We start from the raw sequence: 24,538 nt of genomic DNA, 5'->3' as shown, positions 1-24,538 counted from the left end.
CTGCTGCTTGGTCGTGCGTGGGGCTTCGCAGATACGAAGAGAGGCCACCAGCACCCTATCGAGTGCTGGTGGCCTCCCGCTCACCCTGAGGTGGGCATCAGATGGAGATCGCCCGGTCGGTCGCCTTGACCGGGGCGGGCAGCATCGTCGTGCCCTCGAGGTACTCGTCGACCTTCGCGGCGGCTGCACGGCCCTCCGCGATCGCCCAGACGATCAGCGACTGGCCACGGCCGGCGTCGCCCGCGACGAAGACACCCGGCTCGTTGGTCGTGTAGTCGGCCTGACGGGCCACGGCACCGGAGACGGCGACCGGGAGCCCGAGCTGCGGCTCGAGCGTGTCGGTCTCCGGACCGGTGAAGCCCATCGCGACGAGGACGAGGTCCGCGGGGATCTCGCGCTCGGTGCCGGCCTTCGGGACGCGACGGCCGTCGAGGTACTCGGTCTCCGCGACGCGGAGGGCACGGACCTCGCCGGCTTCGTTCGCGAGGAACTCGACCGTCGAGGCGAGGAAGCTGCGCTCCCCGCCCTCTTCGTGGGCGCTCGTGACCTCGAACACGGTCGGGAACATCGGCCACGGCTGGGTGTCCGGACGCTCGAGCGGCGGCTGCTTGCCGATCGCCAGGTTGGTGACGCTGAGCGCGCCCTGACGGTGCGCGGTGCCGATGCAGTCCGCGCCGGTGTCGCCACCGCCGATGACGACGACGTGCTTGCCCTCGGCCGTGATCTGGTTGTCGACCACGGTGCCGGCGCCCGCACGGTTCTGCTGGACGAGGTACTCCATCGCGAAGTGCACGCCCTCGAGGTCACGCCCCGGGATCGGCAGGTCACGCGGGACCGTGGCACCCGTGGCGACGACGACCGCGTCGTAGCGGGACTTCAGGTCGTCCCAGGTGATGTCGCGGCCGATCTCCACACCCGCGCGGAAGCGGGTGCCCTCGGCCTGCATCTGGGCGAGGCGCGCGTCGATCTGGCGCTTCTCCATCTTGAAGTCCGGGATGCCGTAGCGGAGGAGCCCGCCGATCCGGTCGTCGCGCTCGTACACCGCGACGGTGTGGCCGGCACGGGTCAGCTGCTGCGCGGCGGCGAGCCCGGCTGGGCCGGAACCGACGACGGCGACCGTCTTGCCGGTCAGGCGCTCCGGCGGGTGCGGGGTGACCCAGCCCTTCTGGAACGCCTCGTCGATGATCGAGACCTCGACCTGCTTGATCGTCACCGGGGGCTGGTTGATGCCCAGCACGCAGGACGACTCGCAGGGGGCCGGGCAGAGCCGGCCGGTGAACTCGGGGAAGTTGTTCGTCGCGTGCAGGCGTTCGATCGCCTGGCGACCCTCGCCGCGCCACGTGAGGTCGTTCCACTCCGGGATGAGGTTGCCGAGCGGGCAGCCCTGGTGGCAGAACGGCACGCCGCAGTCCATGCAGCGGCCGGCCTGGCGCTTCAGCTGGCCGGACTCCTGCTGCTCGTAGACCTCTTTCCAGTCCATGAGCCGCACGGGGACGGGCCGACGCTTCGGCAGCTCGCGTTCCTGGACCTTCAGGAATCCCTTGGGGTCAGCCACCTGTTACCTCCATGATGCGATTCCAGACGACGTCGCCATCGGGGTCGAGGCCCTCGTCGAGGGCCTGCTTGCGGGTCTCGAGCACCGCCGCGTAGTCGCGCGGCAGCACCTTGACGAACTCGGACAGGTCGCCGGACTCGAGCAGGTCGGCGGCGAGGGTCGACCCCGTCTCGGCGGCGTGCCGCTGGAGCAGGTCCGTCACGATCGCGACGTCGGCGCTGTCGAGCTCCTCGAGCCGGAGTTCCCCGCTGCCGAGCGAGTCCTGGTTCACGTGCTCGGTGCGGAGGCCACGGACGTACGCGGTGCCCCCGGACATGCCGGCGCCGAGGTTGCGGCCGGTCTCCCCGAGGATGAGCGCCAGACCACCGGTCATGTACTCGAGCGCGTGGTCGCCGACGCCCTCGACCACCGCGGTGGCGCCGGAGTTCCGGACCAGGAAGCGCTCGCCCACGATGCCGCGGATGAACATGCTGCCCTGGGTCGCGCCGTAGCCGATGACGTTGCCGGCGATGACGTTCTCCGATGGCTCGAAGCCGCTCGTCTCGGTCGGACGCACGACGATGTCACCGCCCGAGAGGCCCTTGCCGACGTAGTCGTTGCTGTCACCGATCAGCCGCAGCGTGATGCCGGCGGGCAGGAAGGCACCGAGCGACTGCCCCGCGGAGCCGCGCAGCGTGATGTCGATCGACCCGGCGGGCAGGCCGTTCTCACCGTGGCGCAGGGTGACCTCGTGGCCGAGCATCGTGCCGACTGCACGCTCCGTGTTGCGGATCGGCAGGTCGAGCGTCAGCGTGCCCCCGTGCTCGAGCACGTCCGAGGCCTGGTGGATGAGCGGCACGTCGAAGTGCTGCTCGAGCTCGTGGTCCTGCTCACGGTGGTGCCGACGGGGCTCGTCCGCAGCGAAGTCCGGGCCGGTGAGCACGGGTTCGAGGTCGAGACCGGACGCCTTCCAGTGCTCGACCGCACGGTCGACGTCGAGTGCGTCGGCACGGCCGATCGCCTCGTCGAGGGTGCGGAAGCCGAGCTCGGCGAGGATCTCGCGGACTTCCTGGGCGATGAACTCGAAGAAGTTCACGACGAACTCCGGCTTGCCGGAGAAGCGCTTGCGGAGCTCGGGGTTCTGCGTCGCGACACCGACCGGGCACGTGTCCAGGTGGCAGACGCGCATCAGGATGCAGCCCTCCACCACGAGTGGTGCGGTCGCGAAGCCGTACTCCTCTGCGCCGAGGAGCGCGGCGACGACGACGTCGCGGCCGGTCTTCATCTGGCCGTCGACCTGCACCACGACGCGGTCCCGCATGCCGTTGAGCATCAGGGTCTGCTGCGTCTCGGCGAGGCCGATCTCCCACGGGGTGCCCGCGTGCTTCAGCGAGTTCAGCGGGGACGCGCCGGTGCCGCCGTCGTGGCCGGACACGAGCACGACGTCGGCGAGGGCCTTCGTCACGCCGGCCGCGACCGCGCCGATGCCGGACTGGCTGACGAGCTTGACGTGCACGCGTGCCGAGGGGTTGGCGCGCTTGACGTCGAAGATCAGCTGCTTGAGGTCCTCGATGGAGTAGATGTCGTGGTGCGGCGGCGGCGAGATGAGCCCGACGCCCGCGGTGGCGTGCCGGGTGCGCGCGACCCACGGGTACACCTTCTGCGGGGGCAGCTGGCCGCCCTCGCCCGGCTTCGCGCCCTGCGCCATCTTCAGCTGGATGTCGGTGGCGTGCGTCAGGTACATGCTCGTGACGCCGAAGCGCCCGGACGCGACCTGCTTGATCGCACTGCGGCGCTCCGGGTCGAGGAGGCGGTCGACGTCCTCGCCGCCTTCACCCGTGTTCGACCGCCCGCCGAGCCGGTTCATCGCGATCGCGAGGGTCTCGTGGGCTTCCTTCGAGATGGAGCCGTACGACATCGCGCCGGTGTTGAACCGCTTGACGATGGACTCGATCGGCTCGACGTCCTCGAGCGAGACGGGCTTCCGCTCGCCGTGCTTGAAGCGGAACAGCCCGCGGAGGGTCATCAGCGCTTCGGACTGGTCGTCGACCGCGCTCGAGTACTCCTTGAAGATGTCGTACCGGCGGGCACGCGTGGCGTGCTGCAGGCGGAACACCGTGTCCGGGTTGAACAGGTGCGGCGGGCCGTCGCGACGCCACTGGTACTCGCCACCGGTCTGCAGGCGCTCGTGTGCGAGCACCGCACCGTCCTGCGGGTACGCCTGCACGTGGCGCTCCGCGTTCTCCTTCGCGATGACGTCGATGTCGACGCCGCCGAGGATCGACGAGGTGCCGGTGAAGTACCGGTCGACGAACGCCTGGGAGAGCCCGACCGCCTCGAACGCCTGGGCGCCCGCGTAGCTGGACACCGTCGAGATGCCCATCTTCGACATGATCTTCAGGACGCCCTTGCCGAGCGCCTTGATCACGTTCTTGACGGCCTGCTCCGGCGTGATCCCGCTGATCATCCCCTGGCGGACCAGGTTCTCGCAGGTCTCCATCGCCAGGTAGGGGTTGATCGCCGACGCGCCGTACCCGATCAGGGTCGCGACGTGGTGGACCTCCCGCACGTCGCCGGCCTCGACGATGAGCCCGACCTTCATGCGCTGCTCGGTGCGGATCAGGTGGTGGTGGACCGCGGCGAGCAGCAGCAGGCTCGGGACCGGCGCGTTCTCGGCGTTGCCGTCACGGTCGGACAGCACGATGAACTGCTTGCCGGACTCGATCGCCTCGTCCACCTCGTCGCAGACTGCCTGGATGCGCTGCTCCATCGCCTGCTCGCCGGCGTCGACGCGGTACAGCCCCTTGATCGTCACGGTGAGGTGCCGGCCGGACTCGGTCTCGAAGTGCTGGACCTTGGCGAGCTGGTCGTTGTCGATGACCGGGAAGTCGAGCACGATCTGCTTCGCGTGCTCCGGCCCCGCGTCGAGCAGGTTGCGCTCCGGACCGAGGCCCATCCCCATCGAGGTGATGACCTGCTCGCGGATGGAGTCCAGCGGGGGGTTCGTCACCTGCGCGAACTGCTGCGTGAAGTAGTCGAAGAGCAGCCGGGGGCGCTCGGACAGCACGGCGATCGGCGTGTCCGACCCCATCGCACCGAGCGGCTCCGCGCCGGTCTGCGCCATCGGGCGGAGGAGGATGCGGACTTCTTCCTCGGTGTAGCCGAAGGCACGCTGCCGACGGGTGACGGACGCCGGGGTGTGCACGATGTGCTCACGCTCGGGCAGGTCGCGGAGGTTGATGCGCCCGGCTTCGAGCCACTCGCCCCACGGCCCGGAGCCGGCGAGGCCCGATTTGACCTCGTCGTCCTCGATGATGCGGCCGGCCTCGGTGTCCACGAGGAACATCCGGCCGGGACGCAGGCGGCCCTTGCGGACCACCTTGGCTGCGGGCACGTCGATGACGCCGGTCTCCGACCCCATCACGATGAGACCGTCGTCGGTGACGAGGAAGCGACCGGGGCGCAGACCGTTGCGGTCGAGCGTGGCGCCGACGAGCGACCCGTCGGTGAACGTGATGGCGGCGGGGCCGTCCCACGGCTCCATGAGCATCGAGTGGTACTCGTAGAACGCCCGGAGGTCCGGGTCCATGTCGACCTGGTTCTCCCAGGCTTCCGGCACCATCATCGACACCGCGTGCGGCAGCGACCGACCCGTCAGGGTCAGGAGTTCGAGGGTCTCGTCGAAGGACGCCGAGTCGCTCGCACCCGGGCTGACGATCGGCAGCAGCGGCGCCATGTCCCCGAGCAGTTCGCTCTCGAGCTGCGACTGCCGCGCCCGCATCCAGTTGCGGTTGCCGCGGACGGTGTTGATCTCGCCGTTGTGCGCGAGCGTGCGGAACGGCTGCGCGAGCGGCCAGGACGGGAAGGTGTTCGTCGAGTACCGCGAGTGCACGATCGCGAGCTTCGATGCGAAGCGCTCGTCGCTGAGGTCGGGGTAGAACGGCTCGAGCTGGAGGGTCGTGACCATGCCCTTGTAGACCATGGTGCGGCTCGAGAGCGACATGAAGTAGATCTCGTGCTCGCGCTCGACGCGCTTGCGCAGCCGGAAGGTCTGCCGGTCGAGGGAGATCCCGCGCCAGGTCTCGCCCTGGTCGTCGTGCCGGGTCGACGCGACGAAGAGCTGCTCGAAGGCGGGCATCGCCGCGCGTGCCAGGGTGCCGAGGACCTCGGGGCGGACCGGGACCTCGCGCCACCCGAGGACACGGAGTCCCTCGTCGACGGCGACCGCTTCGACCGCGGTCTTCACGGCGGCGCGGTCGGCCGCGTCGACGGGCAGGTAGGCGGTCCCGACGGCGTACTCCCCCGCTGCCGGCAGCGCGAACGGCGCTTCCGCGCGGAAGAACTCGTCGGGGACCTGGCAGAGGATGCCGGCGCCGTCACCGGTGCCCGCGTCCGAGCCGACCGCGCCGCGGTGCTCCAGGTTGCGGAGCGCGCCGAGTGCGGCGTCGACGATGTCGTGGCCGGCCGTCCCACGGAGCGTCGCGACCATCGCGAGGCCGCAGGCGTCCTTCTCGTTCGTCGGGTCGTACATGCCGGTGGCCTCGGGCACCGCGGAGAACCGCTGGTGCGCCGGACGGAGCCGTGCGACACCGGCCGTGGCCGTTGCGTCGGCCTTGGCCGGAGACGAGTACTGGGGTGGCAGGAGCGCCATGGGGAACCGTCCTCACGAGGAAGTGGAACAGGGACAGCGGTGGCCCGACGATGCGTTCCGCCCGGAGCGGGCGGGACTGGTGCCCGTGCTCGCCGTCAGGAGCTGGTGGCCCGACGGCGTGCGCACTCAGGAACGGTCGACTGCTGTGGCGACCGAACCGGAACCGGTGACGAGGGGTGCGTCCTCACCGTGCTCCGAGTAGGTGTCGTCCGAGTCTACATCGGACTTCGCGGCGGGCCCGCGACCGGGCCGGTAGGGGCTCGGCTCCTTGCCGGTGTGCCGCTTCGACTGCACCCAGAAGATGATCACGCCGAGGATGATCGCGGCGAAGGCGGCCCAGACGTTCGTGCGGATGCCGAAGAAGGTCTCGCTGGTGTCGACGCGGATCGACTCGAGGAAGGACCGGCCGACGCCGTACCAGATGAGGTAGAGCGCGAGGACGCGACCCCACTGCAGGGAGAACTTGCGGTCGAGCAGGATGATCACGACGAAGCCGAGGACGTTCCAGATGATCTCGTAGAGGAACGTCGGGTGGAACAGCGTGCCCTCGGGCAGGCCGGTCGGGTAGGCCGCGTTCGACGACTCGATCTGCAGGCCCCACGGCAGGCTGGTCGGCATGCCGAACAGCTCGTGGTTGAAGTAGTTGCCGAGGCGACCGAACGCCTGGGCGAGGAGCATCGCGGGCGCGACGGCGTCGAGGAACGCGGTGAAGCGGAGCCCGACCTGACGGCAGCCGATGTAGGCGCCGACCGACCCGAGGATGAGCGCCCCGAAGATCGCGAGGCCGCCTTCCCAGATGTAGAGGAAGGACCAGGGGTCGATGCCGGGGCCGAAGTAGTCGCTGACGTGCGTGAACACGTGGAACAGGCGGCCGCCGATGATGCCGGCGGGGACCGCCCAGATCGCGATGTCGATGATGATCCAGCGCTCGACGCCGCGGGCGTTCAGGCGGCGGTTCGTCACGATGACGGCCGCGACGATCCCGAGCAGGATGCAGATCGCGTACGCGTGGATGCGGAAGTCGAGGGGCAGCGACCAGCCGAACACGTCGCGGAGCCAGGCCGTCAGGTCGAAGTACTGCCAGGCCGTGCTGGGGCTCGGGATGCTCAGGAGGGGCATGGAGGTGCGGTGCCTTTCATTGCGGCCGGGCGGGGACGCCGATCACGTTGCTTCGGCCCCGGATCACTGTAGCGCGGGTGGCGCGGTGGTCAGGAACCAGCGGCGGCTGTCTGTGGAAACCGTGATGCGCGGTGGACGGGAGGCCCGGCTGACGTCCGCCGATCCGGCGGACGCGAGCCGGGCCTCCCGTCCGGATCGTCAGGGGACGCTGCGTCAGCGGCGGCGCGCGCCCGCCGTCAGCTCCGCTGCGCGCTGGCCGACGCCCGTGACCCCGAGGTCCGCGAGGGCGCGGACGAACGCGGACCCGACGATCGCACCGTCGGCGTAGTCGAGGACCTCGGCCACCTGGTCGGCGGTGGAGATCCCGAGGCCGACGCACGTGCGGGCGACCCCGGCGTCACGGAGCCGCGAGACGACCGTGCGCGCGGCGGAGTCCACCCCGGCACGCGCACCCGTCACACCCATCGTCGACACCGCGTACACGAACCCGCGGCTGGCCTCGACGGCCTGGCGCATCCGGACGTCCGAGGACGACGGCGCAGCGAGGAAGACCCGGTCGAGGCCGGTGCGCTCGGAGGCGTCCATCCACTCCCGGGCTTCGTCCGGGATGAGGTCCGGCGTGATGAGCCCGGCGGCGCCGGAGGCGACCAGGTCGTCTGCGAACCGCTCCACGCCGTAGCGGAGGACGGGGTTCCAGTACGTCATCACGAGCACGGGGACGTCGGCCCGCTCGGTGATCTGGTTGACCGCGTCGAAGACCTGCGCGACGCGGAAGCCGTTCGCGAGCGACTCCTCGGCCGCGCGCTGGATGACCGGGCCGTCCATCACCGGGTCGGAGTACGGCAGGCCGAGCTCGATGACGTCGACGCCGTTCTCGGCGAGGGCCACCGCCGCGTCGACGCTGGTCTGCACGTCCGGGTACCCGGCGGGCAGGTAGCCGATGACGGCACCGTCACGGTCGGCGTTGGCGCGGTCGATCGTCGACGCGACCGTCCGGGTCGGGGTGGGGTTCGTCGTGCTCACAGCTGCACCGCGCTCTCGTCGAGGATGCCGAAGTACCGGCTGGCGGAGGCGACGTCCTTGTCACCGCGCCCGGACAGGTTCACCAGGATGACGCCCTCCGGTCCGAGCTCCTTGCCGAGCTTCATCGCGCCGGCGAGGGCGTGCGACGACTCGATCGCCGGGATGATGCCCTCGGTGCGGCTGAGGAGCCGGAACGCCTCCATCGCCTCGGTGTCGGTGATCGGCTCGTACTGCGCGCGGCCGATCGACGCCAGGTACGCGTGCTCGGGCCCGACGCTCGGGTAGTCGAGGCCGGCGGAGATGCTGTGGCTCTCGATGGTCTGGCCGTCCTCGTCCTGCATCAGGTACGACTTCGCCCCCTGCAGCACACCGGAACGCCCGAGCGTGATGCTCGCCGCGTGCCGACCGGTCTCGACGCCGTCGCCACCCGCTTCGTACCCGTGCAACCGGACGGACTCGTCGTCGAGGAACGCCTCGAAGATGCCCATCGCGTTCGACCCGCCGCCGACGCACGCGGCGACGGCGTCCGGCAGGCGGCCGACGAGGTCGAGGACCTGCTGGCGCGCCTCGACGCCGATCACCTTGTGGAACTCGCGGACCATCTCCGGGAAGGGGTGCGGGCCGGCGACCGTGCCGAGCAGGTAGTGCGTGGAGTCGACGTTCGCCACCCAGTCGCGGAGCGCGTCGTTGATCGCGTCCTTGAGGGTCTTCGAGCCGGTCTCGACCGGGATCACCTCGGCGCCGAGCAGCCGCATCCGCGCGACGTTGAGCGCCTGACGGTCGGTGTCGACGGCGCCCATGTACACGACGCAGTCCATCCCGAACAGGGCGGCGGCCGTGGCGGTGGCGACGCCGTGCTGACCCGCACCCGTCTCGGCGATGAGGCGGGTCTTGCCGAGCCGCTTCGCCACGAGGGCCTGGCCGAGCACGTTGTTGATCTTGTGCGAGCCGGTGTGGTTGAGGTCCTCGCGCTTGAGGATCACCCGGGCGCCACCGGCGTGCTTGGCGAACCGGGGCACCTCGGTGATGATCGACGGCCGACCGGTGTAGTCACGCTGCAGGGCGTCGAGTTCGGCGTGGAAGGCCGGGTCCGCCCAGGCTTCGCGGAACGCGGCTTCGAGCTCGTCGAGCGCCAGCACGAGGGACTCGGGGACGAACCGTCCGCCGAAGTCGCCGAAGTACGGGCCGTGGAGGTCGCGGAGTGAGGTCACGATGGTGCTCCAGACGAGTCCGGACGGTGCCGGACGGATCTGTCCGGCGCGGGGCCGGACGGGATGTCAGGCGTCGAGGAACGACGCGAGGGCTGCTGCGGGGTCGGCGCCGGTCACGAGCGCTTCCCCGACCAGGACGACGTCGGCACCCGCTGCGCGGTAGTGGGCGACGTCGTCGGGACCGGACACCGCGGACTCGGCGACGCGGACGACCCCGGTGGGGATCCGGTCGGCGAGCGAGCCGAAGAGGTCGCGGTCGAGCGAGAAGTCGGTGAGGTCACGGGCGTTGATCCCGAGGATGCGGGCACCGGCGTCGAGGCCACGGGCGACTTCGTCCGCGGAGTGGGCCTCGACGAGGACGCGCATGCCGAGTTCCTCCGCCAGGGCGTGCAGCTCGGTCAGCTGCGGCTGGTCGAGCGCGGCGACGATGAGCAGCACGAGGTCCGCTCCGGACGCCCGCGCCTCGATCACCTGGTACGGGTCGGCGATGAAGTCCTTGCGGAGCACCGGGACGGTGACGCGGGCCTTCACCGCTTCGAGGTCGGCGAGCGTGCCGAGGAACTTGCGTCCCTCGGTCAGCACGCTGATCGCGGAGGCACCGCCACGCTCGTACTCGGCCGCGAGGGCAGCCGGGTCAGCGATCGGGGCCATCGAACCGCGCGACGGGCTGGCCCGCTTGACCTCGGCGAGGACCTTGACCCGGTCACCGGGGGCGAGGAAGTCGAGGGCGTCGAGCGGCGATGCCACCCGGTCGAGGTCGCGTTCGACGTCCGAGTACGGGCGGTCGAGGCGACGGGCTGCGGCGTCCTCGAGCGCGCCCGCGACGAGGGTCTCGAGCACGTTCGGCATGCCGGGCCTACTCGTTGTGGTGCTTGGCGACGTACTTCGGACCGTTGACGCCGTAGCCGGCCTTGCCCATCACGTAGCCGACGATGAGTCCGACGACGAGCAGCGCGGCAGCGGCCCAGACACCCCACACGATGCTGAACCAGAAGCAGATCGTGCCGATCGCGAACGCCACCAGCATGATGATGACGGACGTCCAGGCTGCCGGCGAGTGGCCTTCGCCGAGTTCTGCGGGCTCAGTGGTGCTCACGGTGCTCCTCGTGGTCGGTGGCGCCGTCGGTCGACCGGCGCACTCCCGATCCTATCGTGTCGTCGGCTCCGGTCGGCTCCACCACGGCGGCGTCGGGCGCGTCCACCACGGTGGCGTCGGGCGCGCCCACGACAGCGGCGTCGGGCCCGTCCACGGCAGCGGCGTCCGTCGGGTCCACCCCGGCGCTCAGGTCGTCCCAGTCCACGATCGCGTCGCGCTGGACCGGAGCGGCCTTCGGCGCGGTCCCCGCCGGGTTCGCCGCGTACTTCCGGCTCGGCCCGGGCCAGGACCGCTGCACGACGAGCACGACGACCCCGAGCAGCACCGCGAGGACTCCCCCGGCGATGCCCACGGCCGGCCACGCGCTCACGTCGACGCTCGTCACGATGCGCCGGACGGCAGCGAGGTCGCTGACGCCCGCGACGTCCCCGATGGCGCCCTTCGCGGCGCCGACCGGGTCACGGAGCGCGGTGATGCCGGAGACCACGATGCCGAGGCCGAGCAGGATCTCGATCGCGGCGAGCACGATGCGGACGACCTTGCCGGCGATGGTCATCGCGAGGAACAGCGCGAGCGACGCGATCGCCAGCGCGGTGAACTGCGGGACGGCCTTGGACCCGTCGGCCACCACGGTCGAGGTGACCGCGGCGGACGTGTCGAGGTGCACCGTGAACCAGGTCTGGGTCCAGGAGAGCATCACGATGCCGGCGACGGCGAGCCCGATGACGACGACGAGCGGGCGCGAGCGCTTCACGAACGGACCTCCCGCATCCGGTTGGCGGTGGCGACGGCCCGGAGCGGCGCCGCTGCCTTGTTGACCGCCTCGGCGTGCTCGGTCGCGGGGTCGGAGTCCGCGACGAGACCGGCACCGGCCTGCACGCGGGCGACGCCGTCCTGGATGAGCGCGGTGCGGATCGCGATCGCGAGGTCGGCGTCCCCGGCGAAGTCGAAGTAGCCGACGACCCCCGCGTACGCCCCGCGCTTGGCGGGTTCGAGCTCGTCGATGATCTCCAGCGCGCGCGGCTTCGGCGCACCGGACAGGGTCCCGGCGGGGAACGTCGCCCGGAACACGTCGATCGCCGAGGCGTCCGGACGCAGGACGCCCTCGACGCTCGACACGAGGTGCATGATGTGGCTGAACCGCTCGACGGTCATGAACTCGGTCACCGCGACGGTGCCGGGTTCGCAGACCTTCTGCAGGTCGTTCCGGGAGAGGTCCACGAGCATCAGGTGCTCGGCGCGCTCCTTCGGGTCCTCGAGCAGGTCCTCGCCGAAGCGGACGTCTTCTTCCGGCGTCGCGCCGCGCGGGCGTGAACCGGCGATCGGGTGCGTGATCGCCCGGCCGCCCTGCACCTTGACGAGTGCTTCCGGGGACGCGCCGACGATCCAGAACGGCTTGCCCGCGGTGTCCTGCAGCGACAGGTAGTACATGTACGGGCTCGGGTTGAGCGTGCGGAGCACCCGGTACACGTCGAGCGGGTCCGCCGTGACGTCGTGGTCGAAGCGCTGCGAGATGACGACCTGGAAGACGTCGCCGTCGCGGATGAAGTCCTTCGAGCGCACGACCGAGGCCATGTACTCGTCCGGCGTCGACCGGTGCGTCGGGGTCGGCTCGGCCATCTCGAACGCCTCGGCGACGGTGGCGATGCTCGGCTGCACGAGGTCGGCCTGCATCCGGTCGAGTCGTTCCTGCGCCCCGGCCCACAGCGTGTCGGCGTCGTCGGTGCCGTCGTTCAGCGCACTCGCGACGAGCAGCACGAGCCCGGTGCGGTGGTCGAGGGCGGCGAGCTCCGCGACGAAGGCGAGCGACTGCCCGGGGACGTCGAAGTCGGCCGGCGGGACGTTCGGCAGGTGTTCGAGCTGCCGGACGGCTTCCCAGCCGATGAACCCGACGGTCCCGCCGACGAGCGGCGGTGTGCCGGGGACGCGCGGGGTCGCCCAGCGCTCGTGGAGCCGTGCCAGGACGTGGAGCGGTTCGCCGTCGAGCGACCCGACGGCGCGCTCGGCGCTCATGCCGGTGTCGATCCACGCGGCGTGGTCACCCTCCTGCGTCAGGACGCCGAAGCTCCGCACGCCGACGAAGGACCAGCGGGACCAGAGACCGCCCTGTCCGGCGGACTCGAGCAGGAAGGAACCGGGCCGGCCGTCGGCCAGCTTCCGGTAGACGCCGACCGGGGTCTCGCTGTCGGCGTACAGCGCACGCACCACCGGGACGACGCGGTGGCCGTCCGCCACCAGGTCGTCGAACTCCGGACGGGAGGTCGTGTGCGGCTCGTCGGAGACCGCCGGGGCAGGCGACGTGGTCGCGTTCGTCATCGGGTCGCCCCCGTCGTGTCGGGTGCGGTCGCGGTCGTCGGGTCGAGCGGGTCGACGTCGAAGCAGCGGTGCGCCCCGGTGTGGCACGCGGCACCGACCTGCTGCACGGTGACGAGGAGGGTGTCCGCGTCGCAGTCGAACGCCGCGGCGCGCACGTACTGCGCGTGTCCGGAGGTGTCGCCCTTCCGCCAGTACTCCTGCCGCGAGCGGGACCAGAAGGTCACCCGCCCCTCGGTCAGGGTGCGGCGGAGGGCTTCCCGGTCCATGTAGCCGAGCATGAGGACGTCCTTGGACGACTCCTCTTGCACGACTGCCGGGAGCAGCCCGTCCGCACCGAAGCGCGCGCGGTCGAGGACCGCATCGGTGCTGGTGCTGGTGCTGTCGGTCATGAGGCTCCTAGCGTACGGCGTGCCCGGTCTCCCGGAGCGCTGCCTTGACGTCGCCGATGGTCATCTCGCCGCGGTGGAACACGCTCGCCGCGAGCACCGCATCGGCCCCGGCGTCGACGGCCGGGGCGAAGTGCTCGACGCGCCCGGCGCCGCCGGAGGCGATCACCGGGACGGTGGACACGGCGCGCACGGCACGGACGAGTTCGAGGTCGAAGCCGTTCTTCGTGCCGTCGGCGTCGATCGAGTTCACGAGGAGCTCCCCCGCGCCCCGCTCGACGGCTTCGCGTGCCCAGGCGACCGCGTCGATGTCGGTCTCGGTACGCCCGCCGTGCGTGGTGACGACGAAGCCGGACGGCATCCGGTCGGAGCGCTTGACGTCGAGCGAGAGCACGACGGCCTGCGCCCCGAACCGGTCGGCGATCTCACCGACGAGGTCGGGTCGGGCGATCGCGGCGCTGTTCACGCCGATCTTGTCCGCGCCGCACTGCTGCAGGCGGGACACGTCGTCGACGCTCCGCACGCCGCCGCCGACGGTCAGCGGGATGAAGACCTGCTCGGCGGTCCGGGTCACGGTCTCGTACATCGTCGCGCGGTTCTCCACCGTCGCGCCGACGTCGAGGAAGGTCAGCTCGTCGGCGCCCTGCTCGTAGTACCGCGCGGCGAGCTCCACCGGGTCGCCGGCGTCCTGCAGGTCGAGGAAGTTGACGCCCTTGACCACGCGGCCGCCGGAGACGTCGAGGCAGGGCACGACGCGGATCGCGACGCCGCCGAGCGCGCCGGCCACGTCGGCGTTCACAGGCGTGCGGCGTGGATCGGGCTCACGAGGATGGCGCGGGCGCCGAGGTCGTAGAGCGCGTCCATGATGAGGTTGGCGTCGTCCTTCGGGATCATCACCCGGACGGCGGACCAGTCCCGGCCGTGCAGCGGCGACACCGTCGGGGACTCGATGCCCGACGCGATCGCGGTCGCTTGCTCGAGCAGGTCGGTCGGGATGTCGTAGTCGAGCATCACGTAGCCGCGTGCGACGAGGACGCCCTGCAGCCGCCGGCGCAGCACGTCGATGCCGGCGATGGTCTCGTCGGTGCTGATGAGCAGCGCCGTCGACTCGAGGATGACCGGGCCGAAGATCTCCAGGCCGGCCTGGCGGAGGGTGCTGCCGGTGGACACGACGTCGGCGACCGCGTCGGCCACGCCGAGGCGCACCGCGCTCTCCACCGCGCCGTCGAGCTGCACCAGGGTCGCCGTCACGCCGTGCCGGCCGAGGAACTCGCCCACGAGGCCCGGGTAGCTCGTCGCGACCCGGACGCCGTCGAGGTCCTGCAAGGAGGAGAACCGACCGGGCGTCCCGGCGAAGCGGAACGTGGAGTCGGCGAACCCGAGCGCTTCGACCTCGTGCGCGGCGGACCCGGAGTCGAGCAGCAGGTCACGGCCGGTGATGCCGACGTCGAGTGCGCCGGAGCCGACGTACGTGGCGATGTCACGCGGACGGAGGTAGAAGAACTCCACCCCGTTGCGCTCGTCGACCAGGTGCAGGGCCTTCGGGTCACGGCGACCGGCGTACCCGGCCTCCCGCAGCATCTCGGAGGCGGTCTCGGACAGGGAACCCTTGTTGGGCACGGCGATGCGGAGCATCAGGGGGTCTGCTTTCTGTCGGCGGGGTCGGTGACTTCTCTGTGGGTGCGCCGGAGCGCGTCCTACAGATGTCGCCAGACGTCCGCCGGGGTGAGGCCCTTCGCGACCATGAGCACCTGCAGGTGGTACACGAGCTGGGAGATCTCCTCAGCCGTGCGGACGTCACCCTCGTACTCGGCCGCCATCCAGACCTCGGCCGCTTCCTCCACGATCTTCTTGCCGATCTGGTGCACGCCGGCGTCCAGTTCGGCGACGGTGCCGGAGCCCTCGGGGCGCGATGCGGCCTTCTCGGTCAGCTCCGCGAACAGCTCGTCGAACGTCTTCACGCTCCCAGGCTACCGTCCCGCGAGCGCACGTTGCGCCGCGTCGCGGAGGTCCCGGATGCGCGGCTCCGGCTCGCCGCCGTAGACCGCGGACCCGGCGACCAGGGTGTCGGCTCCGCTCCGCACGGCCGTCGGCACGGTCTCGACCGAGATGCCGCCGTCGACCTCGAGCCAGACGTCGAGCCCGGAGGCGTCGACCGCGGCGCGTGCGTCGGCGAGCTTCGGCATCACCTCGGGCATGAAGGACTGGCCACCGAACCCGGGCTCGACGGTCATCAGCAGGATCATGTCGTAGGCGTCCAGGTGCGCGAGCACGGGGGCGATCGGCGTGCCGGGCTTCACCGCGACGGCCGCGCGGGCGCCGTTCGAGCGGATCGCGGCGGCGGTGGCGATCGGGTCGGTCGCCGCCTCGAAGTGGAACGTCACGCTCGCGGCGCCGGTCTCGGCGTACTTCGGGGCCTCGGTGTCGGCGTCGGTGATCATCAGGTGGACGTCGAGCGGCACCGGGGAGACCTCCTGCAGGCGCTGCACGATCGGGAGGCCGAGCGTCAGGTTCGGCACGAAGTGGTTGTCCATCACGTCGACGTGCACCATGTCGGCGGTCGCGATCCGGTCGAGCTCCCGCTCGAGGTTCGCGAAGTCGGCGGACAGGATGCTCGGCGAGATGCGGATCGTCACCGCACCACCCTACCGGCGCCCGTAGGCTGCAGATCGTGACCGATGACCAGATCCGCTCGGACGGGGAGTCGATCCGCGTGCGGGTCGAGTTCGCCGAGGACCGTGGTGTGCCGCTGAGCGAGACGATCGGAGCACTCGAGGACGTCCACGAGGCGGTGGACTTCGCCTTCTTCCTCGCGCACGGCGATGCCCGCCGGTGGGAGCACGGCGGAGGTCGGGGGCAGGTGCGGGTCGACGAACTGGACCACGGGAAGCCGGTGTCGGTGGCCCTCCGGTTGGTCATGTCCGGCGGCCTCGGCCTTGCCTACCCGCAGGTTCACGAAGGGGTGAGCGCCGTCGAGGCAGTGCTGCGCACCGCAGCGTCGAGTACGGCCGCGCCCGCCGTGGTGACGATCGACGTCGCCGAGAAGCACGTCTTGGAGGCGATGGAGCGCGTTGCGTACCAGGCTCGCGGCACCGACCTCGCCTGGCGCATCCGCGAGGCCGAGGAGCACCGTGCTCCGGCCCCGGACGGCACCCCGGGCAAAGGTGCCCGGTTCGTGCGTGCGGCGGCCAGGCTCGTGACGAAGCCCGCCTTCAGCTTCCGCGTCGACCGCTGACCGCGGAGACCTCGTACGACCGAAACGGCTTCGGCGCTCCCACCCGTCGCCTCCCCCGGCCGAAAAAAGGACCGGCCCTGGACCTGCGGAGCAGGCGGAACCGGTCTTGTCCAGCCAACATATCACGCGGGCGGCACGCGGTGCAATCCGTCAGGCGACCCGCCGGAACAGCGCGATGAACATCGCGTCCGTGCCGACCCGGTGCGGCCACAGCTGCGCCGTGTTGCCGTCCGCGACCTGCGGGTCCCGCGCGGCCACGGACCGCACGACCGCGGCCGTGTCGACCTGCTCGAGCACGTCACCGTGCCGCGCCATCAGCGCGTCGACCTGCCCGCGCGTCTCCGCGAGGTGCGGCGAGCACGTCACGTACGCCAGCGTCCCGCCGGGCGCCAGCACCCGCACGGCTGCGTCGAGCAGTTCGGCCTGCAGGACCGCGAGCTCCTGGACGTCCTCCGGTACCTTCCGCCAGCGCGCCTCCGGGCGACGCCGGAGCGCCCCGAGCCCGGTGCACGGCGCGTCGAGCAGCACCCGGTCGTACGTCACGCCGGCGCCGTCGAGTCCGTAGCGACGGGCATCGCCCTCGACGACGGTGACGGTCTCGCCGAAGTCCGCGAGGGCCTTCCGGACGAGCCCGGCACGCGCGGGGACGAGCTCGTTGGCGACGAGGGTCGCACCGCCCTGTGCGGCCTCGGCGGCGAGGAGCGCCGCCTTGCCGCCGGGTCCGGCGCACAGGTCCAGCCACCGCTCCCCCGCGCGCACCGCGGACGCCCGGCTGAGCGCCAGCGCCGCGAGCTGCGAGCCCTCGTCCTGCACGCGGAGCCGTCCGGCGGCGACACCCGGCACCCGCGCGGGGTCGCCGGTGACGCCGCGGATCCCGACGGGCGAGACCGGCAGGGCGTCCGCGTCCGCCACGACCTCTGCACCGACACCGACGGGAGGCTCGGCTCCGGTCACGTCGTCGGCCGTCGGTTCGTCGTCGGTCGCCGTCACGGCAGCGGTCACCGCGGCCACGTCGGCCTCGGTCGCGAGTCCGGGCAGCGCGGCGAGCTGCACGCGCGGGGCGACGTCGTCGGCGGCCAGCAGTGCCACGAGCTCGTCGCGGGACCGCTCGGCGGCCAGCGCGTCGCGGAGCGAGGACACCACCCACGCCGGGTGGGACCAGCGCGTCGCGAGCAGGTCGTCGCCGGACAGGCCACGGGTGATCTCGGCGTCCCAGTCCTCCGGGCTCTTCGCGGCGACCTTGCGCATCACGGCGTTCACGAAACCGGTGGCACGGTGGGCGCCGACCTCCCGGGCGAGCTCGACGGTCGCGGAGACGGCGGCGTGCGTCGGGGTGCGCATCGCGAGGAGCTGGTGCACGCCGAGCCGCATCACGTCGAGCACGTCGGCCTCGATGTTGGCGACACGGCGTCCGGACGCGGCCTCGACGATCGCGTCGTAGCGGCCGATCATCCGGATGGTGCCGTAGGTGAGCTCGGTGGCGAACCCGGCGTCCCGCGCGGACAGTGCGGCGCGGCGGATCCGGGTGGGGAGCAGGAGGTTCGCGTACGCGTCGTCGACCTGGACGGCCCGGATGACGTCGTACGCGACACGGCGGGCGCTCGGACCGCGGACGGTCCGGGGCTGCTGCTGCTGGTGCGGGCTCATGCGAAGACCTTCCCGTCGAGCGTGCCGAGGCCACGGGCCCAGGCGGCGGCGTCCATCGCCTTCTTGCCGGCCGGCTGCACCTCGGTGAGCACGAGCGCGTCGTCGGCGGTCCCGACGAACAGCCGACCGCCGAGGACGCGGAGCGCACCGGGCGCGAGCGACGGGGCGGGGTCTCCCGGGCCTCCCGGCTGGTGGTCCGGACGCTGCGCCCGCAGCACCTTGACCCGGGTCTCCCCCAGGTGCGTGAACGCGCCCGGCTCTGGTGTGACGCCGCGGATGCGGGCGTGCACGGCCGCGGCGGGCTGCGCGAAGTCGATGCGGCCGTCGTCGAGGGTGGTCTTCGGCGCCGTCGTCGGCTCGCCGACCTGCTCGGTGGCGACCGCGGTGCCGGCGGCGATGTCGTCGACGACCCGCGCGACCACCTCGGCACCGGTCTCGGCCATCGCGGTGAGGACCTCACCGGAGGTGGCTTCGGGGTCGATGGTGAACGGCTCGGAGGCGTACACGGGACCGGCGTCGAGCGCCTCGACGAGCTGGAACACCGTGGCGGCCGTGCGGGTGTCGCCGGCCATCACCGCACGCTGCACCGGAGCCGCGCCGCGGTACGCGGGGAGCTCGGAGAAGTGCAGGTTGACCCAGCCGTGTCGGGGCGTGTCGAGCGCGGCGCGGCGGAGCAGCGCGCCGTAGGCGACGATGACGCCGAGGTCGACGTCGAGCGCGGCGAGCTGCGCGGTGACGGCCTCGTCGACGCGGGAGGCCTCGATCACGGGCAGTCCGAGCTCCGCGGCGACCTGTGCGACCGGGGTCGGCGTGAGCACGCGCTTCCGGCCCTGCGGGGTCGGCGGACGGGTGAGCACCGCGGCGATCTCGTGGTCGGATGCCGCGAGCCGGCGGAGGGTGGGGACGGCCGCAGCGGGGCTGCCGGCGACGACGAGACGCATGGGTTCCAGTCTCTCAGACTTCGGAGAAGGGCTCGGCGTCGTCGAGCCGCGCCCGGAGCGCCGGGGCCGAGCGGCGCTTGGCGCCCCCGGGGAGCACACGACGGGTGGACGAGCGCCGGATCACCTCGGCCTTGATGGTCGCCGCGACCTCGGCGCCGTGCGCGTAGGGGAAGCGCACGATGGCGCGGACGGTCCCCGGGATCGGGTCGTCCACCGGCACCGGACCGAGGACCGGACCGACGGGCGCCTCGCCGAGGGCCTCGACCGCTGCGGTCACCGCGGCCTCGGTGCCGGAGAGCGTGGCGACCCGGACGGCCGGCGGGAAGAGGAGTTCCCGGCGGTCGACGAGCTCGTCGTGCGCGGGACCGTCGAGCTGCCAGAGGGCCATCGCCGTCGCGAGCTTCCCGCCGATGCCGACGAGGTACACCTCCGCACCAGGTGCACCCTTCGCGGCGGCGTTGGTCCAGAAGCGCAGCACCTCCTCCTGCACGCGCAGTCCTTCGCGGCCGAGCATCTTCTCGCCATCGAGGAGCAGCACGCAGGCGTACCCGCCGGGTGTCGACGGTTCGGCGCCGCGGGTGGCCACCACCACGGCGGGCTTCGCGGGGACCTCGTCGATCGGCCGGGAGCCGTCGGCGACCACGATGCGCGTGCCGGGGAACGCCCGGCCGAGTTCGTCGGCGGTGCGCTGCGCCCCCTGTCCGACGGCCTTGAGCTCGCCGCCGCCGCACGTCGGGCAGCGGTACCCCGCGGCGAGGGCGCCGCAGAACCGGCACTGCGGGACGGCACCGTGCGTCGGGGCACCGAGCGGTCCGCCGCAGACCCGGCAGTGCGCGCGCTCCCCGCAGTCCGCGCAGACGAGCCCGGTGCCGAAGCCCGGGTTCGCGACCTGCACGAGGACGGGGCCGGTGCGGCTCGCCTCTCGTGCGGCGCGCCAGGCGCTCGACGGGATGCGGGCCTGGGCCGCGGGACCGTCGGCGTTCACCTGCTGCGCCGTCGGGACGACGTGCGGCACCGCCTGGCGGTACGGCACGACGTCGTCGAGCCAGCCGAGCTCGACGAGCCGCTGCACGTCGGTGCTCCTGGCGTGCGCGAGGAACAGGAGCGACGCGCCGGACTGCGCCGCACGGACGAGCGCGACGTCGCGGGTGTGCACGTACGGTGCGCGCTGCTCGATGAACGAGGCGTCGCCGTCGTCCCACATCGCGATGAGGCCGAGGTCGCCGGCCGGGGCGTACATCGCGGTGCGGTTCCCGATCGCGACGACCGGGTGCGTCCGGGCCTGCAGGAGCGCCTTCGCCCGCTGCCCGTTGGTCTGCTTCGCGTCGAACCGGACGACCCGTTCGGCCGGCACCAGGGCGAGCAGCGCGCGCTCGAGGTCCATCACGTCGCGGAAGTCCGGCACCGCGAGGACGGCGGAACGCTCGGTGGCGAGGGTCCGGGCGGCGGCCTGCGCGAGGGTGGCTGCCCAGCCGGGGACCCAGCCCGTGTCTCCGGCCGCGGCGTCGAGCTGCACGGGGTGCGGGACCGCGGCGACGGCAGCACGGCCGTTCGTCGCGACGATCTCCTCGACGACCCCCTCGGCGTAGCCCGTGACGGCAGGGGCGTCGACCGCCGGCAGCACCTGCTCGGGATCCCGGGCGAGCCAGGCCTTCTCGGCGCGGACCTGCCGGGTCGGCACCGCGAGCCGCAGCACGTCGGACGCGACACCCGCGGCACGGTCGGCGACGGCGCGGGCGAGCGTCCAGATCTCCGGCGCGAGCACCGGCACCGGGCTCACGAGCGTCTCGATCTGACTGAGCTCCCCGGGGAACGCGCCCTCGTCGACGACCTCGACCACGTACGCGTCGGACATCCGGGCGCCGGTGCGGAGCGGGACCTTCACGCGGACCCCCGGCACGCAGTCGTCCTCGAGCTCGGCCGGCACCCGGTAGTCGAACAGACGGTCCAACTGCGGGAGCGGCGAGTCGAGGACGACGCGCGCGACGGTGGTCACGCGGTGGTCAGACCGCGGCGGCGACGAGTCCTGCGGCTTCGCGGAGCGCGTCGACGCGGTCGAGCTGCTCCCAGGTGAAGCCGGGGAGCTCGCGGCCGAAGTGGCCGTAGGTCGCGGTCTGCGCGTAGCGCGGCTTGAGCAGGTCGAGGTCGCGGATGATCGCGGCCGGACGGAGGTCGAACACGCTGCGGATCGCCGCTTCGATGGTGGCGTCGTCGACGTGTCCGGTGCCGAACGACTCGACGTACAGCCCGACCGGGGCGGCACGGCCGATCGCGTAGGCGACCTGGACCTCCAGCCGGTCGGCGAGACCAGCGGCGACGGCGTTCTTCGCGACCCAGCGGAGCGCGTAGGCGGCCGAACGGTCCACCTTCGACGGGTCCTTGCCGCTGAACGCACCACCGCCGTGCCGGGAGGCACCGCCGTAGGTGTCCACGATGACCTTGCGACCGGTGAGGCCGGCGTCGCCCTGGGGGCCGCCGATCTCGAAGCGGCCGGTCGGGTTCACGATGACGTCGACGTGCGAGGAGTCCAGGTCGACGAGGTCGAGGACCGGACGGATGACGTGCTCGGTGATCGCCGCGGTGAGCTCGTCGAGCGTGACGCTCGGCGAGTGCTGCGTCGACACGACGACGGTCTCGACGGTCTTCGGGACGACGCCGTCGTACCCGACCGTGACCTGGGTCTTGCCGTCGGGGCGCAGGAACGTCAGCTCGCCGGACTTGCGCACGGCGGCGAGACGCTCGGCCAGACGGTGCGCGAGCCAGATCGCGACGGGCATGTACTCCGGGGTCTCGTTCGTCGCGAAGCCGAACATGATGCCCTGGTCGCCTGCGCCCTGGCGGTCGAGCGGGTCGACGGCGCCGGAGCGCGAGTCGAGCGACTCGTCGACGCCCTGGGCGATGTCCGGCGACTGCGCGCCGATCGAGACCTCGACGCCACAGGTGTGGCCGTCGAAGGAGACCTCCGACGAGTTGTACCCGATGCCCGTGATGACGTCGCGGACGATCTTCGGGATCTCGACGTAGCCCGACGTGGTGACTTCACCCGCGACGTGCACGAGTCCGGTCGTCACCATGGTCTCCACGGCGACGCGCGCGTGCGGGTCCACCGTGAGCAGGGCGTCGAGGATGCTGTCCGAGATCTGGTCGCAGATCTTGTCGGGGTGCCCCTCCGTCACCGACTCGGACGTGAAGAGGCGCAGCGTGCTGGACGTCACCGGGATCAGACGGTGGGCTGCGGCTGCTGCTTGGTGACGGTGAGCTTGTCCTCGTTGATCTCGTGGAGGGCCACCGACAGCGGCTTGTCGTCGATCGTGGAGTCGACGAGCGGACCGACGTTGTCGAAGAGCGAGCCCTCGTGCAGGTCGGCGTAGTAGTCGTTGATCTGGCGCGCACGCTTCGACGCGAAGATGACGAGCGCGTACTTCGACTCGACCTTGGACAGCAGGTCGTCGATGGGCGGGTCGATGATGCCCTGGGGGTTGGCCATGGTGTCTCCAGTCAACGAAGGATGAGTCGTGCCCGTGGGCACGGCGCGCGCTCCCGGCTAGGGCGCAGTGAACAAGTCTACGACCTCACGTGCCGCGGTGCCGACATCGGAGTTCACGATCCGCACGTCGAACTCGTCCTGGGCGGCGAGTTCGACCTTCGCGGTCTCGAGCCGACGGGCCTGTTCCTCGGAGGACTCGGTGCCGCGGCCGATGAGCCGGCGGACCAGTTCTTCCCACGTGGGCGGCAGCAGGAAGACGAGCACGGCCTCGGGCATGGCGTCCCGCACCTGCCGGGCACCCTGCAGGTCGATCTCGAGCATCACCTTGTCGCCGGCGTCGAGCGCGCGGTCGATCGGCGGCCGCGGAGTGCCGTACCGGTACGAGTTGTGCACGGTCGCCCACTCGAGCAGCTCGCGTTCCCGGATCATCCGGTCGAACTCGGCGTCGTCGACGAAGTAGTAGTGCACGCCGTCGACCTCGCCCGGGCGGGGCTTCCGGGTCGTCGCGGACACGCTGAGGTTCACGTCCGGGTACTGCTCGCGGATGTACGCGCTGACCGTGCCCTTGCCGACCGCGGTGGGTCCGGCGAGGACGACGAGCTTCGAGGTGCCACGCTTCCGGCCACGGGCGGCCAGCCACTCGGCCAGTGCGGCACGCTGCCGGCTGCCGAGTCCGCCGAGCCGCTTCGACGGCGCGATGCGGAGCGTCCCCATGATGGTCTCGGCACGGGCCGGGCCGATGCCGCTCAGGCTCGTCAGCAGGTCGCGGACCCGGAGCGAGCGCTCCGCGGCGGTCTCGGCGGTGACGTCCTCGTCCCAGGCGGCACGGGCGACGTCGAGCGCGGACCGCTCCCCCGACGCGACGGCGGCCTTGACGGCGGCGCGGGCGCGACGGGCGGCGACGGCGGCACGGGCAGCGGCGGCCCGGTCCACCTCCGGCGGGTTGCGGTGCGCGGGGAGGTCCGTGCGGTCGTCCGTCATGCGGCCGACCCGCCGTCGGACGCCAGCGCAAGACGGATCCGGTCCGCACGGTCGGCCACCAGGGCCGCCACGCCGTCCGGGCCGTCGGTCAGGAGCCCGCGGGACTCGCTCACGAGCACCTGTTCGGCACGCGAGCCGTACAGGGCACTGAGGTCCTCGATGCGGGCGCCCTGGGCACCGAAGCCCGGTGCGAGGACCGGCGACGTGCCGATCTCGTCCGCGCCGATGCCGAAGTCCGTCAGGTCGAGGGTGGCGCCGAGCACGAGCCCGACGTCCCCGATGGCCTGGTCGTCCACGGCCGGGTTGTCGTCTGCCACGTCCAGAACGATACCGGCAGCGACGGAGCGCCCGGCACGCGGCCCCTCCGCCAGGACCGCCGTCTGGAGCACCCGGGCCTCGGGGTTGCTCGTCGCGGCGAGCACGAACACGCCGGCGCCGTTCCGCCGGGCCACGTCGATCGTGCCGCGCAGGGACCCGTACCCGAGGTACGGCGACACCGTCATCGCGTCGGCTGCGAACGGCCCGTCGGCGTCGATCCACGCGGTCGCGTAGTCGTCACCGGTCGAGCCGATGTCGCCCCGCTTCACGTCGGCGACGACCAGGAGGCCCGCATCGCGTGCCCGACGGATCGTCGCGTCGAGCGCGCGGTAGCCGGCCACCCCGGCCGCCTCGAAGAAGGCGACCTGCGGCTTCACGACCGCGGCGCGGCCGGCGGCCGCGTCCACGAGCGTCGCGCCGAACGCGGTCAGCCCCGCCTCGTCGCGACCGAGCCCCCACGCCGCCAGGGTGGCGGCATGGGGGTCGATCCCGACGCACAGGGCGGAACGCGACCCGATGGCGGCGGCGAGCCGGACGCCGAACGGGGTCGGCCCTCCCCCCACCGGCACGGCCGTCCCGCCGCTGGCGCGTCG

Annotated in this window: 22 protein-coding genes; 1 reads left to right on the top strand and 21 read right to left on the bottom strand. The window is 72.0% G+C overall.

The window, feature by feature from the left end; translation table 11 throughout:
- Positions 1-97 precede the first annotated feature (97 nt).
- The 14 genes from EDF24_RS16665 to rpe form a co-directional block, all read right to left on the bottom strand.
- The gene (locus EDF24_RS16665; protein ID WP_123653543.1) at positions 98-1,555 is read right to left on the bottom strand and encodes a glutamate synthase subunit beta; all 1,458 of its coding nucleotides are present in this window, start codon (positions 1,553-1,555) and stop codon (positions 98-100) included.
- On the bottom strand, positions 1,548-6,185 hold the full coding sequence (gene gltB, locus EDF24_RS16660) for a glutamate synthase large subunit (RefSeq protein WP_395868352.1): 4,638 nt from the start codon (positions 6,183-6,185) through the stop codon (positions 1,548-1,550). Before gltB ends, EDF24_RS16665 begins: the two co-directional genes overlap by 8 nt.
- 126 nt (positions 6,186-6,311) lie before the next feature.
- On the bottom strand, positions 6,312-7,304 hold the full coding sequence (gene lgt / locus EDF24_RS16655) for a prolipoprotein diacylglyceryl transferase (protein WP_123653544.1): 993 nt from the start codon (positions 7,302-7,304) through the stop codon (positions 6,312-6,314).
- 213 nt (positions 7,305-7,517) lie between these two features.
- A complete protein-coding gene (gene trpA / locus EDF24_RS16650; RefSeq protein ID WP_123704316.1) occupies positions 7,518-8,327 on the bottom strand; it encodes a tryptophan synthase subunit alpha in 810 nt (269 codons plus the stop codon).
- On the bottom strand, positions 8,324-9,538 hold the full coding sequence (gene trpB / locus EDF24_RS16645; protein WP_123653546.1) for a tryptophan synthase subunit beta: 1,215 nt from the start codon (positions 9,536-9,538) through the stop codon (positions 8,324-8,326). The genes trpA and trpB overlap by 4 nt, the downstream gene beginning before the upstream one ends.
- 66 nt (positions 9,539-9,604) lie before the next feature.
- Complete coding sequence (gene trpC / locus EDF24_RS16640) at positions 9,605-10,378, bottom strand: indole-3-glycerol phosphate synthase TrpC (RefSeq protein ID WP_123704403.1); 774 nt, start codon at positions 10,376-10,378, stop codon at positions 9,605-9,607.
- 16 nt (positions 10,379-10,394) lie between these two features.
- Positions 10,395-10,634 (bottom strand): DUF6704 family protein, encoded by a 240-nt coding sequence (locus EDF24_RS16635; protein ID WP_123653547.1) that lies wholly within the window; start codon positions 10,632-10,634, stop codon positions 10,395-10,397.
- Positions 10,621-11,388, bottom strand: a complete 768-nt coding sequence (locus EDF24_RS16630; protein WP_123704314.1) for a Trp biosynthesis-associated membrane protein — start codon at positions 11,386-11,388, stop codon at positions 10,621-10,623. Before EDF24_RS16630 ends, EDF24_RS16635 begins: the two co-directional genes overlap by 14 nt.
- A complete protein-coding gene (locus tag EDF24_RS16625; RefSeq protein ID WP_123704312.1) occupies positions 11,385-12,950 on the bottom strand; it encodes an anthranilate synthase component I in 1,566 nt (521 codons plus the stop codon). Before EDF24_RS16625 ends, EDF24_RS16630 begins: the two co-directional genes overlap by 4 nt.
- A complete protein-coding gene (gene hisI, locus EDF24_RS16620; RefSeq protein ID WP_123653550.1) occupies positions 12,947-13,339 on the bottom strand; it encodes a phosphoribosyl-AMP cyclohydrolase in 393 nt (130 codons plus the stop codon). The genes EDF24_RS16625 and hisI overlap by 4 nt, the downstream gene beginning before the upstream one ends.
- A 7-nt stretch (positions 13,340-13,346) precedes the next feature.
- On the bottom strand, positions 13,347-14,135 hold the full coding sequence (hisF, locus tag EDF24_RS16615) for an imidazole glycerol phosphate synthase subunit HisF (RefSeq protein WP_243698366.1): 789 nt from the start codon (positions 14,133-14,135) through the stop codon (positions 13,347-13,349).
- Positions 14,132-14,971, bottom strand: a complete 840-nt coding sequence (gene hisG, locus EDF24_RS16610; RefSeq protein ID WP_123704310.1) for an ATP phosphoribosyltransferase — start codon at positions 14,969-14,971, stop codon at positions 14,132-14,134. The genes hisF and hisG overlap by 4 nt, the downstream gene beginning before the upstream one ends.
- A 62-nt stretch (positions 14,972-15,033) precedes the next feature.
- Positions 15,034-15,297: a phosphoribosyl-ATP diphosphatase gene (locus tag EDF24_RS16605; RefSeq protein WP_071275117.1), complete on the bottom strand. Its 264-nt coding sequence runs from the start codon at positions 15,295-15,297 to the stop codon at positions 15,034-15,036.
- Between the two features lie 9 nt (positions 15,298-15,306).
- Entirely contained in the window at positions 15,307-15,972 is a 666-nt protein-coding gene (gene rpe / locus EDF24_RS16600) for a ribulose-phosphate 3-epimerase (RefSeq protein ID WP_123704308.1), read from the bottom strand.
- Between the two features lie 35 nt (positions 15,973-16,007).
- On the opposite strand from rpe, the gene EDF24_RS16595 reads away from it, so the two are divergent.
- Positions 16,008-16,571, top strand: a complete 564-nt coding sequence (locus tag EDF24_RS16595) for a hypothetical protein (protein WP_123653553.1) — start codon at positions 16,008-16,010, stop codon at positions 16,569-16,571.
- Positions 16,572-16,721: 150 nt separating this feature from the next.
- Here EDF24_RS16595 and EDF24_RS16590 read toward each other — a convergent pair whose 3' ends face one another.
- Genes EDF24_RS16590 through pyrF form a run of 7 tightly spaced genes read right to left on the bottom strand, consistent with a single transcriptional unit; the run spans position 16,722 to position 24,514 of the window.
- Positions 16,722-18,218: an RsmB/NOP family class I SAM-dependent RNA methyltransferase gene (locus EDF24_RS16590; RefSeq protein WP_123704306.1), complete on the bottom strand. Its 1,497-nt coding sequence runs from the start codon at positions 18,216-18,218 to the stop codon at positions 16,722-16,724.
- Positions 18,215-19,159 carry a methionyl-tRNA formyltransferase gene (gene fmt, locus EDF24_RS16585; RefSeq protein ID WP_123704304.1) on the bottom strand — a complete coding sequence of 315 codons (945 nt, stop codon included), beginning with the start codon at positions 19,157-19,159 and terminating at the stop codon, positions 18,215-18,217. The genes EDF24_RS16590 and fmt overlap by 4 nt, the downstream gene beginning before the upstream one ends.
- A 13-nt stretch (positions 19,160-19,172) precedes the next feature.
- A complete protein-coding gene (locus EDF24_RS16580) occupies positions 19,173-21,155 on the bottom strand; it encodes a primosomal protein N' (protein WP_123704302.1) in 1,983 nt (660 codons plus the stop codon).
- A gap of 7 nt (positions 21,156-21,162) precedes the next feature.
- A complete protein-coding gene (gene metK, locus EDF24_RS16575; protein ID WP_185017084.1) occupies positions 21,163-22,374 on the bottom strand; it encodes a methionine adenosyltransferase in 1,212 nt (403 codons plus the stop codon).
- A 5-nt stretch (positions 22,375-22,379) separates the two neighbouring features.
- Positions 22,380-22,646, bottom strand: a complete 267-nt coding sequence (rpoZ, locus tag EDF24_RS16570; protein WP_056124209.1) for a DNA-directed RNA polymerase subunit omega — start codon at positions 22,644-22,646, stop codon at positions 22,380-22,382.
- A 57-nt stretch (positions 22,647-22,703) separates the two neighbouring features.
- Complete coding sequence (gene gmk, locus EDF24_RS16565; protein WP_123704300.1) at positions 22,704-23,627, bottom strand: guanylate kinase; 924 nt, start codon at positions 23,625-23,627, stop codon at positions 22,704-22,706.
- Positions 23,624-24,514: an orotidine-5'-phosphate decarboxylase gene (gene pyrF / locus EDF24_RS16560; RefSeq protein WP_185021703.1), complete on the bottom strand. Its 891-nt coding sequence runs from the start codon at positions 24,512-24,514 to the stop codon at positions 23,624-23,626. The genes gmk and pyrF overlap by 4 nt, the downstream gene beginning before the upstream one ends.
- Between the last annotated feature and the right edge of the window lie 24 nt (positions 24,515-24,538).

Source organism: Curtobacterium sp. PhB130, assembly GCF_003755165.1.
Classification (GTDB): domain Bacteria; phylum Actinomycetota; class Actinomycetes; order Actinomycetales; family Microbacteriaceae; genus Curtobacterium.
This window is presented reverse-complemented; position numbering and strand designations above follow the sequence as displayed.